This is a genomic window from Pseudomonas sp. GD04019, from assembly GCF_029837695.1.
Classification (GTDB): Bacteria; Pseudomonadota; Gammaproteobacteria; order Pseudomonadales; family Pseudomonadaceae; genus Aquipseudomonas.
In genome coordinates, this window is record NZ_JAOEEA010000009.1 from 60,675 (window position 1) to 74,915 (window position 14,241).

A 14,241-nucleotide genomic window follows, 5' to 3' on the forward strand; every position below is an offset into this window, starting at 1 on the left:
TCGGACGGTTTTTTCCCTCTCCCCTCGGGGAGAGGGCCAGGGAGAGGGGGCCAGGCCCCGCGCTAGCTCTCCCCCACGAATACTCCCCTCGCCCGCTCGCGGGCCTGGCGCCACCAGTCGGGTGGCACGGCTTTACCCTTGCGTGCAGATCGCAACGGAACATAATCAGAATCACTGGACATTCATACAGGCCGCACAGAACCCGGCCCGATGACCAAGCAGGAGACCACCATGCTCAGCTGGGACGAATTCGATAAGGAAGACGCCACCGAGGCGGCCGCCAAGCCCGCCGCTCCCGTCGTCGGCGCCGCCATCGACAAACTGGACGACGAAGCCGCCGGCTCCGTGGAAGACGCCCGCGCCGTATCGGCCGACGACTCCGACGCCGTCGCCCGCGCCAAGAAGGCCCTGAACGACCTGGACATCCAGGAAGGCCTCGACGACCTGGAAGGCGCCAGCGCCCGCGTACACGTCGGCGACAAGCAGATGATCAACGCCCGCGCCGACCTCAACCAGCTCGTACCCTTCAAGTACGACTGGGCCTGGCAGAAGTATCTGGATGGTTGCGCCAACCACTGGATGCCGCAGGAAGTGAACATGAACGCCGACATCGCTCTGTGGAAGAGCAAGGACGGCCTCAGCGACGACGAGCGCCGCATCGTCATGCGCAACCTCGGCTTCTTCTCCACCGCCGACAGCCTGGTTGCCAACAACCTGGTGCTGGCCGTGTACCGCCTGATCACCAACCCCGAGTGCCGCCAATACATCCTGCGCCAGGCCTTCGAAGAGGCGATCCACACCCACGCCTACCAGTACTGCATCGAGTCACTAGGCATGGATGAAGGCGAGATCTTCAACATGTACCACGAGATCCCGAGCGTGGCGAAGAAGGCCTCCTGGGGCCTCAAGTACACCCGCTCGATCTCCGACCCGCAGTTCCAGACCGGCACCCCGGAAACCGACCGCCAGTTCCTGCGCAACCTGATCGCCTACTACTGCGTACTGGAAGGCATCTTCTTCTACTGCGGCTTCACCCAGATTCTCTCCATGGGCCGCCGCAACAAGATGACCGGCACCGCCGAGCAGTTCCAGTACATCCTGCGCGACGAGTCCATGCACCTGAACTTCGGTATCGACGTGATCAACCAGATCAAGATCGAGAACCCGCATCTGTGGGACGCCCAGATGAAGGACGAAGCGACCCAGATGATCCTGCAGGGCACCCAGCTGGAAATCGAATACGCACGCGACACCATGCCGCGCGGCGTACTGGGCATGAACGCGGCGATGATGGAGGACTATCTCAAGTTCATCGCCAACCGCCGTCTGACCCAGATCGGCCTGAAGGAAGAGTACCCAGGCACCAGCAACCCGTTCCCGTGGATGAGCGAGATCATGGACCTGAAGAAGGAGAAGAACTTCTTCGAGACTCGCGTCATCGAGTATCAGACTGGTGGTGCGTTGAGCTGGGATTGATTCCTGGGTCTAGACCATTAGATTAGAAACGCTTTACCTGAGTACGGATGTTTGGGGTAGCGAGAGAAACTAAAGCCCCGCCTAACGCGGGGCTTTTCTATTTGTGTTCCCACAACAAATAACTACCAACATAAGCACGCATGAGATATGAGAATCTTACTAACCGCACTATTGATTATTTCAAACATTCCTCTCATCTCATTTGCCTCCGACCTAGATTCAGACAACCTAATTTCAGCCGTACGAACACTCTGCCTAGCAGGAGATGAATACCAGATCATTGCAAAAGGCGATGCAGGCCTATCAATATTGAAAAAAGGTGTTAGCGGAGAGGTAAATTTCTCAAAAAGAAAAATAAATGGCATCACCGATATCAAAGAAGACAAACTCAAATTAAAAGAGCTATCCGAAATCAGAGCTTGTACACAGCCACACATTTAAACCATTCTCAATCAACTAATTAAAGAGCGAGACAAGCAGCAAACAAGTAAATCAAATACTGAAATACGCGAAACCACAGCGCTGAACCGCTACCTTGAATTCACCAGTTTCCTATCTACAGATCTAACCACCCTATCCTCTTTAACAGATAGCGAAATAGAAAACCTAAGCGACTCTATAAGCCTAGATGAAATAGAGAAAATAAAGCTAAAGCACTCAGAGCAAAAAAATCCATCATTTCCAGGATCGCCAATAGATCAAATTACTGCCCTACAAAAGCTTTCTACAACGTGCAAGCACCTCTTAATAGAGGGAACCCCAGTAGAACTTATGCACGGAGAGCCATCATTACAAGATGCAGTAAGGGTCAAAGTTCTAGATGGACAGTGCGAAGGAAAAACCGGCTGGGTTCCATATACTAACCTGAGAAGTGTTTCATCCAAAATATAAGCACTTACTCCATACATGGCATTCAAAATCCCTCACCGGCCCGGATACTCGTAGAATGGGCAATGACCTGCCTGCCCATTATTAGAACAACAAGAAACTCCGATTTGGCTACATACACGCCGTAGCCGTTCCGGGGGCCGGCTTACAAGGGCCATCCCTGCCCCTTTAAGCCTCTCGCCGCATTCATGCAACTCTCCCTCCTACTTAACACCTCCACTCGACTTACTGACGGGGACTTAGGCCTTGAGTTGCCTGGTGTTTTTTCTGGGCGCTTCACGCTTTGATCGTTCCCAAGCTCCACGTGAGATTGGGCCAATAAATTACTTTCAGGCAACGCCAAACGCCCCTCCAGAAGGGGGAGTGGAATCGTTGTCGAAGGGGTTGAGCGGCATGGATGCCACGAGAGGCGCGATGGGCCAGGGACGGCCCTTCGCGCCGAGCCCCTGGAGCGGCGATGGAGCAAGTAGCCTGGATATCCTCGGTGGAAAACGCTTTGCGGTTTTCCACCCTACGCAGGTCGGCTTTTGTAGGGTGGACAACGCGAAGCTTGTCCACCATGGTTTCCGGCAACGCACTGCTCAAGGATGAGCCGCCATGCCCGATTACCGCCGCGCTCGTGTGCCAGGCGCGACTTACTTCTTTACCGTGAATCTACGCGACCGCAGCTGCGACCTGCTGATCCGCGAAATCGACTTGCTGCGCGATACGGTACGGGCCACCAAGGCCCGCCATCCCTTTCATATCAATGCCTGGGTAGTGCTACCCGAACACATGCACTGTATGTGGACGTTGCCGGAAGGCGATACCGACTTCGCGCTGCGCTGGAAAGTGATCAAGTTCGGTTTCTCCCGACGCCTGCCAAGCCATGAAACACTCACCGCCACACAACGCAAACGTGGCGAGCGCGGCATCTGGCAACGACGCTACTGGGAACATCTGATCCGCGACAATCAGGACTACCAACGCCACTTCGACTACATCCACTTCAACCCGCTGAAACACGGACACGTGCAGCGCGTTGTGGATTGGCCCTATTCGAGCTTTCACCGGGCGGTGCGTATGGGGCTTTATCCGCGAAACTGGTGTGGCAGTGCAGTGGCGGAAGAAGAGAGGTTCGGGGAGTGACGAGTGGTGGAAAACGCTTCGCGGTTTTCCACCCTACGCACTGATGCCACAGCCCAACGCGAAAACGAGCAACGACACCTAAAGCAAACAAGCAATCCGCCTGATCTCCGGGCTACAACAGCTATCCCGCACCGAACGCTCCAAGCGCATGAAAGGCTGATCCCCACACTGCCAGCGGGAATACAGCCCTCTACGCCCCAGCGTCCGCATGCCAGCAGCCCGCTATCAGGCCTTGTCGACGCCCTTCTTGATCGCGTCCTTCACGTCGCCTTTGACCTGCTGGACTTTTCCCTTCACCTGCTGAGCATCGCCTTCACCCTCAAGGCGCGGATTGTCGGTAGCCTTGCCGACACCCTCTTTGACCTTACCGATGGCTTCGTTGGCGTTGCCTTTGATCTTGTCTGTCGTGCTGCTCATGTGACACCTCATTTCCGATGGGTTACGGAGAATTGAGCCCGTTTGGCCTCAATCGTTTCGTATTTCTTTTGCTCGCTCATCCGCTTCGCGGAGCGATTAGAGGGGCTGGCAAGGGAGGGAATCCGCCGGAGCGGCCAGCCTGGCCTACTGCGTACAAAGCCCCCCAGGCACCGCCATCACCCACTCCCGCACCGCCCGAATGGCCGGGTCATCTCGCCGGCTCTCCGGGTACACCAGAAAGAACGGCTTACCCTCCACCTCCGGCCCGAACGGCTGCACCAACCGCCCTTCCCTCAGCTCATCCTCGATCAGCTGCCGGCTCATCAGCGCCACCCCCTGCCCACCCATGGCGGCCGAGATCGCGTGGGTCTCGTCAGAGAACACCAGCCCAGCGCTGACATCCAGCCCCGGCACCTTGGCCTGCTTCTGCCACAGCGCCCAGTCCAGCGGCGACGAGACGACCGCCTGGTTGCGGAAGTGGATCAGCGTGTGCCTGGGCAACTCCTCCACATCCTGCAGGCCGAGGCGCGGGCTGCAGGTCGGGATAAAGGTGTTGTCGAATAGCTTCTCCGCCACCAGCCCCGGCCAGCGGCCGTCGCCGTAGCGGATGGCGATGTCCGCGGTGACGCCATCCAGCGCCACCGGCTCATGCGAGGCGTGGATGCGCAGGTCGATATCCGGATGGGACTCGCGCAGCAGGCAGACCCAGGGCAACAGCCAACGCACCGCCACGGCCGGCGTGGTGCTGAGGGTGATGGCCTGGCGGCAGGGTCGCGCGTTGAGGCGCATGGCGGTGGTGCTGATGCTGTCGAACGCGGTCTCCAGCGTCTGCTGCAGCTCGCGGCCCTGGGCGGTGAGCTCCAGCTGGCGCGGCTTGCGCAGGAACAGCGCAACGCCGAGCGACTCTTCCAGGGCGCGAATCTGGTGGCTGATCGCCGTGGCGGTCACCGAGAGTTCTTCCGCGGCCTGCTTGGCGCTCTCGTGGCGAGCGGCAGCCTCGAAGGCGCGCAGGGCCGAGAGCGAGGGCAACCAGCGCTGACTCATGGATGAATTCCTCTCAGGCATAGCGAAAAATATTGATCGTTTGTCGCCAATACCTGGCGGCAATAGCCTGAGTCTGCTGCGAAATACAGATGAGCACAACTTCAAGCAGGAGACTCGACATGCCGCACATACTGCACCTGGATGCCAGCGCCCGCCCCGGCCTCGCCGGCAAGGACCTGCACGGCTCGCACAGCCGCAACCTGAGCCAGCGCTTCGTCAGCCAGTGGCTGGCCCGCCGCGCGCAGGACAGCCTCACCTACCGCGACATCGGCCAGAACCCGCCGACCATCATCGACCACGACTGGATCGCCGCCGCCTTCACCGCGGATGATCAGCGCGAGCCGTGGATGAACGACGCGCTGCAGGAGAGCGAGCTGCTGATCACCGAACTGCTGGCCGCGGACGTGCTGGTGATCGGCACGCCGCTGTACAACTTCAGCATGCCGGCCGCGCTAAAGGCGTGGATCGACCAGATCGTGCGTACAGACCGCACCGTGGCGTTCGACGCCAGCAACCCGCTCGATCCGTATATCCCGCTGCTGGCCGACCGGCCCCGGCATGCGGTGATCCTCGCGGCCCGCGGCGGCGTGGGCTTCGATGCGGGCGGTGCGATGGCGCACATGAACCATCTGGAAAGCAGCCTGATCACCGCCCTCGGCTTCATCGGCATCACCCGCGTGCACCAGATCGCCATCGAGGGCCAGGAAGTCGGCGGCGAACTGCTGGCCGCGTCGGTAGCCCAGGCGATGGGCCAGGTCGATGCGCTGGTGGAGCATTTGCAGCAGGAATTACAGGTGCGGCGGACGCCGGAGCCGGCGTGATGCCTGCAGCTTGATGCGGAAGCCGCCGGTCACGGCGGCCAACGCCGCCGCCAGCAAGCGGCCCGCTCTCCAGCTGGAAAACGTCGCCTGTTTTCCACCGCACACACTGTTGTTCAACCAAGGCTTCCCCGCAGGCCGGCTACGCCCTCAAAAACACAACTTCCCTTCCCGCCCGCAATCGCTAGAATGGCGCCCGCCCGAAAAGTGGCACATCGCCTCCATGAACAAGGACGCTCAATGAAGACCCTGCATTACGTTGCAGCAGCCCTGCTCAGCCTGAGCCTCACCGGCTGCGTCTCCTTCAACCCCGCCGGCCCCATCGGCGAACCCGCGCACAAAGCCAGCACACCTCGCCAACAGGCCGTCATGGTCGATGAGGTGGTGGTTTCGGACAGCAGCATCGACGCCGAAGTGCGCAAGAACCTGGGTAGCCAGTTCACCGCACAGTTGAACAAACGCATCGAGCGCGGCGAGTACTTCCGCGAAGTGATCAGCTTCCCGGCCACGCTCGGCGAGCAAGATGCCCTGCTCAAGCTGGAATTCAATTCGCTGAAAGGCAAGCGCACGCCCCATCCGGGCTACTTCCCCGGCGCCATCCTTACCCTGACCGGCTGGATCTGGTTCAACGGCCCGATCTATGTCGACAAGTACGATCTGACCGGCACCCTGACCTTCGAGGACGCGCAAGGCAGAACGCTCGCCAGCAGCCAGAAGACGCTGCAGCGCAAGCAGAACACCGGGCTGTGGGATGACGACTACTTCAACCTCGCCCTCGGCGCCACCCAGCTCAACGAACTGGTCGAAGACCTGCTGCAGGACAGCCTCCAGCAACTGGCCAACCAACCTCAAGGACGCACCCAATGAACCGGATTCTCAGCCTTCTCCTGGCCACGCTGCTGCTCAGCCTTACCGGCTGCGCCACCTACTCGCATGACGATCTGACCCTGGTCAAACAGTGGCCGCCAGCAGCTACCAACAGCGACAAGCCCAGCCTCTACCTGAAGGTGGAAGGCCAGCACCTGCTCAATGGCAATCCCACCGGTGCCAACATGAACCAGGCCAAGCTGGCGGAGTTCGTGCTCAAGGAATACCAGAGCAGCGAGCAGTTCGAGCGCGTCACCCTCGACCAGCAGACCTCCGACATCTACGCCACCGTGCAAATCACCAACCACGAGCGCGGCAGCATGGTCGGCGCCTTCATCACCGGCTTCACCCTGTTCGTCATCCCGGGCAAGTACGACAACACGCTGACCATGGAAACCGTGTTCAAGGACGGCCAGGGCAAGGTGCTGGGCCGCGTCGAAAAAGAGGAAACCACCACCACCTGGATGCAGCTGCTCCTGATCTTTGCCCTGCCTTTCAACGAATCGCTGGACAACGTCCTGACGCAGCTCGCGCGCAGCAGCCTGGAAGACGCCGTGCAGCAGGGTCTGCTCAGCGCGCGCTAAGTCCGGGGCACTCAGTCGGTCGGCATGGTCTTACAATGCCATGCCGCCGATCGAACCTGCCCGGAGCCCCCCTCCCGATGTTCACCCTCACCCACCTGACCACCCCGCCGCCCGAGTCCCTGAAGAGCCAGGTGCTGCAGATGGTGGTCGACTACTTCAGCGACCTCAGCCCCGCCCCGCTGACGCCCAGCAATCCGCTGTACCAGCTGTACCAGTACGTGATCGGCTTCGAGGTGCACCTGTACCTGCAGGCCATGGGCAGCGAGCCCGACAGCAGCGCCCGGCTGATCCTCGCCCTCGACGACCAGGACCCATCCCAGGTGCTGGGCTTCGCCCTCTACCTGCCCAGCGCGGATGACCCGGATGCCGGCACCCAGGCCTATACGGCCGTACAGGCCAGCCACCGCCGCCAGGGCATCGCCCGCGCCATGCTGCGCCAGATGCAGCTGCTCCACCCGCATGCCGCACTGGCCTGCGTGGCCAGCCGGGTGCCGACCTTCGAGGCGCTGGGCTTCCAAGTGCTGTCCGCCCGCGGGCCACAGGTGCTGATGAACACCCGCGACCACGCCTCGGACGGCTGGGTGGCGGTGCAGGACCTGGCGCCGATCTTCCAGTCCAAGGAGGTCGGACAGATCCACGCCTACCTGGTCAAACAGCACGGCCAGAGGGCCATGCGTGATGCGGAGAAGCAGCGTGACCGCCTGCTCGATCAATTGGCCCGCCAGGCCGAGGTGGTGGTCGAGGAACGACTCAGCGCGCGCCGCCTGCACTGAGCGACAGCGCGAGTTTTCCTGCTCGCGCACTAGACTCCTCGGCAGCCACCGCCAAAGGAGCCTCCACCATGCGCATGATTGCGACTTCGACCATGCTTCTGCTCGCCTTCGCCCTGAGCGGCTGCGCCAGCAACGGGGGCGGCGACCATGTCCAGGTCAAGTTGGCCGGAACCGCCAAGAACGCCGGCAGAATCGGCCAGGCGACGCTCTCGCCCCGCGGCGAGCTGACCGACGTGTCCGCCTTCATCAGTGGCGTGCCCTTCGGCACTACGCTGCCGGTGCGTCTGTACGCCTACATCTACCTGGGCAGTTGCCAGCAGCCGGGCGCACAACCCGTCTATGAGCTGAACAACACGGTGCTGACCGACCACAGGGGCTCGGCCGATGGCTGGCGCCTGTCACGCACCGCCAAGGTAGCGCTGACCACCCTGCGCGCCGAACCGCACGCGCTGATACTGCGCACACCACCCAGCGACGGCGGTCAGGACATCTTCTGCGGAGATATCCACTGATCGATCCTGGCGGACCAACGCCAACCTTTTGCCGATTCCCAGCGACATCACTCACGGAGTTGCCCATGCCCCGCATCGCCCGCCATACCCGAGCCATCATGCTGGTCACCGGTGTCCTGACCTGCACCATGCTCTATGCCGCCATCGCCCCACAGGCGGCTCTGTTGTCGATGTTTGGCGTTGCCCTGGAAGGTGGCGCACTGGGCGAGATTCTGGTGCGCAGCTGGGGCCTGCTGATCACCCTGATCGGTGCCATGCTGATCCACGGCGCCTTCAACCCGGCGGTGCGCCCGCTGGTGCTGACGGTAGCCGGGCTGAGCAAACTGTTCTTCGTTGCCCTGCTTCTGCTGCTCGGCGGCGAGTTCCTGCCCAAGACCCTCACCCCCATCGTCATCGATAGCCTGGCCGTCGTATTTTTCGCCTTGTGCCTGCCACAGGCCCTGCGCGATGCATCGGCACGCTGAGCCGACCGCTAGGCACCTCCGGGTGCCACCCTCCCCGATGCCCGTTACAATGCGCGCCTTGCCGTGTCACGCCTATAAAGAAGAAACACCATGTCCCTGCCCAAGAACCATCTGGAACTGCTCAGCCCTGCCCGCGATGTGGCTATCGCCCGGGAGGCCATCCTGCATGGAGCCGATGCCATCTATATCGGCGGGCCGAGCTTCGGCGCGCGGCACAATGCCTGCAACGAGGTCAGCGATATCGCCGAGCTGGTGAAGTTCGCCCGTCGCTACCACGCGCGGGTGTTCACCACCCTCAACACCATCTTCCATGACGACGAGCTGGAGCAGGTGCGCACGCTGATCCACCAGCTGTACGACGCCGGCGTCGATGCGCTGATCGTGCAGGACATGGGTGTGATGGAGCTGGATATTCCGCCGATCGAGCTGCATGCTAGCACCCAGACCGATATCCGCACCCTGGACCGGGCCAGGTTCCTCGACCAGGCCGGCTTCTCCCAGCTGGTACTGGCGCGCGAGCTGAACCTGCAGGAAATCCGCGCCATCGCCGACGCCACCGAGGCCTCCATCGAGTTCTTTATCCACGGCGCGCTGTGCGTGGCCTTCTCGGGCCAGTGCAACATCTCCCACGCGCAGACCGGGCGCAGCGCCAACCGCGGCGACTGCTCGCAGGCCTGCCGCCTGCCGTACACCCTGAAGGACGACCAGGGCCGCGTGGTGGCCTTCGAGAAGCACCTGCTGTCGATGAAGGACAACAACCAGAGCGCCAACCTGCGCGCGCTGGTAGAAGCCGGCGTGCGCTCGTTCAAGATCGAGGGACGCTACAAGGACATGGGCTACGTGAAGAACATCACCGCCCACTACCGCAAGGAACTCGACGCCATCCTCGAAGACCGCCCGGACCTGGCCCGCGCCTCCAGCGGCCGCACCGCGCACTTCTTCCTGCCCGATCCGGACAAGACCTTCCACCGCGGCAGCACAGACTACTTCGTCACCGACCGCAAGGTCGACATCGGCGCCTTCGACTCGCCGACCTTCACCGGCCTGGCCGTGGGTAACGTGGAGAAGGTCAACAAGCGCGACCTGATCGCCGTCACCCATGAGCCGCTGTCCAATGGCGACGGCCTCAACGTGCTGGTCAAGCGCGAGGTGGTGGGCTTCCGCGCCAACATCGCCGAGCTGAAGAACGAATTCGAGGAAGACGGCGAGAAGCGCTACCGCTACCGCGTCGAGCCCAACGAAATGCCCGAGGGTCTGTTCCGCCTGCGCCCCAACCATCCGCTCTCCCGCAACCTCGACCACAACTGGCAGCAGGCGCTGCAGAAGACCTCCGCCGAGCGCCGTATCGGCGTGAGCTGGAAGGCCGAGCTGCGTGAAGAACGCCTGCAGCTTACTGCCACCAGCGAGGAAGGCATCAGCGCCCAGGCGGAGCTGCCCGGCCCGTTCGGCGCGGCCAACAAGCCGGAGCAGGCACTGGACGGCCTGCGCGACCTGCTGACCCAGCTCGGCACCACCGAGTACCACGCCCTGGATGTGGCGCTGGACGCCCCACAGGCGTTCTTCGTGCCCAACTCGCAACTCAAGGCCCTGCGCCGCGAGGCGGTCGAGAAGCTGACCGAAGCCCGCGTCGCCGCCCATCCACGCGGCAGCCGCAAGGCCGAGACCACCCCGCCGCCGGTGTATCCGGAGTCGCACCTGTCGTTCCTGGCCAACGTGTACAACCAGAAAGCCCGCGACTTCTACCACCGCCACGGCGTGCAGCTGATCGACGCGGCCTACGAGGCCCACGAGGAAGAAGGCGAAGTGCCGGTGATGATCACCAAGCACTGCCTGCGTTTCTCCTTCAACCTGTGCCCCAAGCAGGCCAAGGGCGTTACCGGCGTGCGTACCAAGGTGCAGCCGATGCAGCTGATCCACGGCGACGAGGTGCTGACCCTGAAGTTCGACTGCAAGCCGTGCGAGATGCACATCATCGGCAAGATGAAGGGCAATATCCTCAATCAGCCGCAACCGGGTAGCGCCGCCCACAGCAAGATGGTCGCCAGCATCAGCCCGGAAGACCTGCTCAAGACCATCCGCAACAAGCCGACCGGCTACAGCCACTGACCACAGGCGCGCTTTCGTAGGGTGGGTCACGCTCCATCGACCCACCAGGCGGAGCCCAGGCCTCCACACCCTGGTCAGAGCAGCACCAGCAGCCACCCCGCCAGGTACAGGCCAGCGCCGAACACCAGATGGGTGAGCAGCGCCCGCATGCGGACCTGCCAGGGGTTCGCCGTGCGCGCTGCGGCGATGCCCATGCCGAACGCCGGCTGCATCAGCAGCAGCGGCGCGGCCACGGTCAGCGCACCGAACAGCAGCGCCGGCCATAACGTCGGCCGCTGCAGCCACTCGCCGCCCACCAACGGCAGGAACGCCCCGGCGAAGGCCAGCCCGGTCAGGTGGTGAAAGGCCCAGCCCAACGGCCGCTCGCCTCGTATAGGGGCCGCCTTGCCGATCGCCGCGTGACGAAACCGGCCATGGCGCATATGCCCCAGCCACCGCCCGACCAGACCATAGTCCAGTGACGGCACGCCGAAGAAGCGCCGCCGCGCCAGTGCCCAGCCATCCATCACCAGCGTCGCGCCGATACCCAGAACGATTGCCCGCACGATCATCTCGACTGTCATAGCCACCTCCATCTACCCTGTCTGAAAAGCCTTCATCACAAGGCTGCCAGTTGAAGTCGACTTGAGGTCAAGCGATGAAAGAGATGGATATCGGCAAGGTCGCGCGCTGGTCCGGTTTACCAGCATCGACCCTGCGCTACTACGAGGAAAAGGGGCTGATCCGCTCCATCGGCCGCAATGGTTTGAAGCGGGTGTTCGGCGAGTCGGTGCTGCAGCGTCTGTCGCTGATCGCCCTGGGCCGCACGGCCGGGTTCTCGCTGGACGATATCGCCGAGATGCTGGCGTCCGAGAACGGCCCGGCCATCGACCGGCAATTACTGGAAGACAAGGCCGATCAGCTGGACCTGACCATCAGGCGCCTGTCCGCCATCCGCGATGGCCTGCGCCACGCCGCGGTCTGCCCGGCCGAGAACCACCTGGCCTGCCCCAAGTTCCAACGCCTGATGGGTATCGCTGCCAAGCAGGCGGCGAAGAGCAAGCACACACCCACACCGCCGGAAAAGGCTTAGAACCTATTTACGATCTCCTGGCCGTCGGCCATACGGCGTTAAAAACAGCCTCGGAATGCTCATTTACAGCTCGTAAACTCCGCTTCCTCGGCTGTTTTTGCCTTGTCTCGCTCTAGTCCAGAAGCTCGTAAACAGGTTCTTAGGCGCTGAGCATCTCGATCTCGCGGATCTCGAAGTCGCGGCGCAGGTAGTCCATGCGCCGCTCGCTGAACGCGCGCATGTGCGGCAGGGCCGTGTGCTCGGCGAAGGCCTCCCGCGACGTCCACACCTCGAAGAAGATAAACAGCGTTGGATCGGCCGCGTCGCGCAGCATGTGGTACTGCACGCAGCCAGCCTCGGCGCGGCTGGGTTTTACATAGGCGCGGAACAGCTGCTCGAAGGCCGCGGACTGCTCGGGTTTGGTATAGGCGTGAAGGATAAAGCCGTACATGGTGCGCTCCGGGATGAGTGATGGGCACACCCTAGCGCAATAGCGCCCTCGGCATTCATGACTTGTCAGCAACAATCATTTGCTCGGCGGCGTCTGTTTCGCCCGGGGCTGCCTGCGTAACCTGCCGGCCATTCGATATGCCCGGAGGCACCCATGAAAAAGATCCTGCTCCTCAACGGCGGCAAGCAGTTCGCCCATTCCGACGGGCGCTACAACGCCACCCTGCACGACGCGGCCGTGGCCTACCTCGACCGCGCCGGTTTCGACATCAAGACCACCTTTATCGACGGCGGCTACGACATCGAGGAAGAGGTACAGAAGTTCTTGTGGGCCGACCTGGTGATCTACCAGATGCCCGGCTGGTGGATGGGCGCGCCCTGGACCGTGAAGAAGTACCTGGACGAGGTGTTCACCGCCGGCCACGGCAGCCTCTACGCCAACGACGGCCGCACCCGCTCGGACGCCTCGCAGAAATACGGCAGCGGCGGTCTGATCCACGGCAAGCAGTACATGCTCTCGCTGACCTGGAACGCCCCGCAGCAGGCCTTCGACGACCCCACCGACTTCTTCGAGGGCAAGGGCGTGGACGCCGTGTACTTCCCCTTCCACAAGGCCAACCAGTTCCTCGGCATGAGCGCCCTGCCGACCTTCCTCAGCACCGACGTGATGAAGATGCCGAACATCGAGCGCGACGTCGCTCGCTACGAGCAGCACCTGGCCGAGGTGGTGAAGGCGCTGTAAGCGCGGACTGGTTTATGGCGCGCCGAACAACGCCGTCCAGTAGATGCCGGCGTCGCTCTTCGGGTCTACCGCGTAGGCGGCGCCCAGTTCGCTGAGTTCGGCGCTCATCAGGTTGGCGCAGTGGCCGGGGCTGGCCAGCCAGCCGGCGACCACTTTCTGTGCGTTATCCAGGCCGGCAGCGATGTTCTCGCCGATGCGCTGGCCGCCGTAGCCGGCCAGTTCGGCGCGGTCGCCGGGCGTGCGGCCGTCACGGTCTCGGTGGTCGAAGAAGTTGCCGTTGGCCATGGCCCGGCTGTGCGCCTCGGCCGTGCTGCCCAGTACGTCGTTCCAGGCCAGCGGCGCGGCGGCGGCGAAGGGCTGCTCACCACAGTTGCGCGCCTGGCCGCGGGCCACGTTGATCTCCGCCAGCAGCTTCTTGCCTTCGGTCTGCCAGTCGCCCAGGCGTCCGCCCAGCAGCGGACGCGCCAGCACGATGCGCCAGTCGCGGTCGGCACGGCTCACGCCGACATCGACGAACTGCGGATCCAGCACCACCTTGCAGAAGCTCTCGCGCAGCGCCTGCATGGCCGCGGCCGCATCGCGCGGGCCGGACAGGGTGATGGCCTGCACATTGACCATCGGGTAGCCGGCGCGGGCCAGGGCGTCCTGCAGGTCCGCGCCCCCGCTGGCCGGCAGCACCAGGCGGATGTCCGCGGTCAGCGGCGGCAGCTCCGGCGAGGCCTGTTCGGCGCAGCGTTGCACCTGGCTGCGGTAGGCGTTGATCGACTCGATCAGTTCGGCCTCGTCGGCGGCCTGTGCGGCTGAGGCGAGCAGGCCGAGCGACAGGGCGGCGAGGCGCAGTGCGGATGACATCAGGTGCATTGGAATCCCCCAGTTCTTGTGGCCCCATCATGCCGCGTCTGGCGGCGGCAGGAAATGCCG

General features: G+C 62.8%; 17 protein-coding genes. 12 read left to right on the plus strand and 5 right to left on the minus strand.

Annotation, left to right across the window (positions count from 1 at the left end; all coding sequences use genetic code 11):
- Positions 1–231: 231 nt before the first annotated feature.
- The 3 genes from N7607_RS15025 to N7607_RS15035 all read left to right on the plus strand — a co-directional run bounded on the left by N7607_RS15025 (position 232) and on the right by N7607_RS15035 (position 3,492).
- The gene (locus tag N7607_RS15025; RefSeq protein WP_192397976.1) at positions 232–1,476 is read left to right on the plus strand and encodes a ribonucleotide-diphosphate reductase subunit beta; all 1,245 of its coding nucleotides are present in this window, start codon (positions 232–234) and stop codon (positions 1,474–1,476) included.
- A 147-nt stretch (positions 1,477–1,623) separates the two neighbouring features.
- A complete protein-coding gene (locus N7607_RS15030; RefSeq protein WP_279868006.1) occupies positions 1,624–1,917 on the plus strand; it encodes a hypothetical protein in 294 nt (97 codons plus the stop codon).
- Positions 1,918–2,961: 1,044 nt separating this feature from the next.
- Positions 2,962–3,492 carry a transposase gene (locus N7607_RS15035; protein ID WP_279868004.1) on the plus strand — a complete coding sequence of 177 codons (531 nt, stop codon included), beginning with the start codon at positions 2,962–2,964 and terminating at the stop codon, positions 3,490–3,492.
- Between the two features lie 225 nt (positions 3,493–3,717).
- Here N7607_RS15035 and N7607_RS15040 read toward each other — a convergent pair whose 3' ends face one another.
- Positions 3,718–3,909: a CsbD family protein gene (locus N7607_RS15040; protein WP_279868002.1), complete on the minus strand. Its 192-nt coding sequence runs from the start codon at positions 3,907–3,909 to the stop codon at positions 3,718–3,720.
- Positions 3,910–4,053: 144 nt separating this feature from the next.
- On the minus strand, positions 4,054–4,953 hold the full coding sequence (gene gcvA / locus N7607_RS15045; protein WP_279868000.1) for a transcriptional regulator GcvA: 900 nt from the start codon (positions 4,951–4,953) through the stop codon (positions 4,054–4,056).
- A 119-nt stretch (positions 4,954–5,072) separates the two neighbouring features.
- On the opposite strand from gcvA, the gene N7607_RS15050 reads away from it, so the two are divergent.
- The 7 genes from N7607_RS15050 to N7607_RS15080 all read left to right on the plus strand — a co-directional run bounded on the left by N7607_RS15050 (position 5,073) and on the right by N7607_RS15080 (position 11,077).
- A complete protein-coding gene (locus tag N7607_RS15050) occupies positions 5,073–5,774 on the plus strand; it encodes an NAD(P)H-dependent oxidoreductase (protein WP_279867998.1) in 702 nt (233 codons plus the stop codon).
- 237 nt (positions 5,775–6,011) lie between these two features.
- Positions 6,012–6,638, plus strand: coding sequence for a hypothetical protein (locus N7607_RS15055; protein ID WP_279867996.1), 627 nt, complete (start codon positions 6,012–6,014; stop codon positions 6,636–6,638).
- Positions 6,635–7,222, plus strand: a complete 588-nt coding sequence (locus tag N7607_RS15060) for a hypothetical protein (RefSeq protein ID WP_279867994.1) — start codon at positions 6,635–6,637, stop codon at positions 7,220–7,222. The genes N7607_RS15055 and N7607_RS15060 overlap by 4 nt, the downstream gene beginning before the upstream one ends.
- 77 nt (positions 7,223–7,299) lie before the next feature.
- Positions 7,300–7,995: a GNAT family N-acetyltransferase gene (locus N7607_RS15065; RefSeq protein WP_279867992.1), complete on the plus strand. Its 696-nt coding sequence runs from the start codon at positions 7,300–7,302 to the stop codon at positions 7,993–7,995.
- A 68-nt stretch (positions 7,996–8,063) separates the two neighbouring features.
- Complete coding sequence (locus N7607_RS15070) at positions 8,064–8,507, plus strand: hypothetical protein (protein ID WP_279867990.1); 444 nt, start codon at positions 8,064–8,066, stop codon at positions 8,505–8,507.
- Between the two features lie 65 nt (positions 8,508–8,572).
- Positions 8,573–8,971 (plus strand): hypothetical protein, encoded by a 399-nt coding sequence (locus tag N7607_RS15075; RefSeq protein WP_279867988.1) that lies wholly within the window; start codon positions 8,573–8,575, stop codon positions 8,969–8,971.
- Positions 8,972–9,061: 90 nt separating this feature from the next.
- A complete protein-coding gene (locus N7607_RS15080) occupies positions 9,062–11,077 on the plus strand; it encodes a U32 family peptidase (RefSeq protein ID WP_279867986.1) in 2,016 nt (671 codons plus the stop codon).
- A gap of 74 nt (positions 11,078–11,151) precedes the next feature.
- Here N7607_RS15080 and N7607_RS15085 read toward each other — a convergent pair whose 3' ends face one another.
- Entirely contained in the window at positions 11,152–11,640 is a 489-nt protein-coding gene (locus N7607_RS15085) for a DUF2938 domain-containing protein (RefSeq protein ID WP_279867984.1), read from the minus strand.
- Positions 11,641–11,714: 74 nt separating this feature from the next.
- Between N7607_RS15085 and N7607_RS15090 the strand changes: the two genes are divergently transcribed.
- Positions 11,715–12,149 carry a helix-turn-helix domain-containing protein gene (locus N7607_RS15090; protein ID WP_279867983.1) on the plus strand — a complete coding sequence of 145 codons (435 nt, stop codon included), beginning with the start codon at positions 11,715–11,717 and terminating at the stop codon, positions 12,147–12,149.
- A gap of 139 nt (positions 12,150–12,288) precedes the next feature.
- Here N7607_RS15090 and N7607_RS15095 read toward each other — a convergent pair whose 3' ends face one another.
- Positions 12,289–12,579: a putative quinol monooxygenase gene (locus N7607_RS15095; RefSeq protein ID WP_279867982.1), complete on the minus strand. Its 291-nt coding sequence runs from the start codon at positions 12,577–12,579 to the stop codon at positions 12,289–12,291.
- 153 nt (positions 12,580–12,732) lie between these two features.
- Here N7607_RS15095 and N7607_RS15100 point away from each other — a divergent pair, with 153 nt between their 5' ends.
- A complete protein-coding gene (locus N7607_RS15100; protein ID WP_279867980.1) occupies positions 12,733–13,320 on the plus strand; it encodes an NAD(P)H-dependent oxidoreductase in 588 nt (195 codons plus the stop codon).
- Between the two features lie 12 nt (positions 13,321–13,332).
- On the opposite strand, the gene N7607_RS15105 is transcribed toward N7607_RS15100, so the two are convergent.
- Positions 13,333–14,181 (minus strand): CAP domain-containing protein, encoded by an 849-nt coding sequence (locus N7607_RS15105; RefSeq protein WP_279867979.1) that lies wholly within the window; start codon positions 14,179–14,181, stop codon positions 13,333–13,335.
- Positions 14,182–14,241 lie beyond the last annotated feature (60 nt).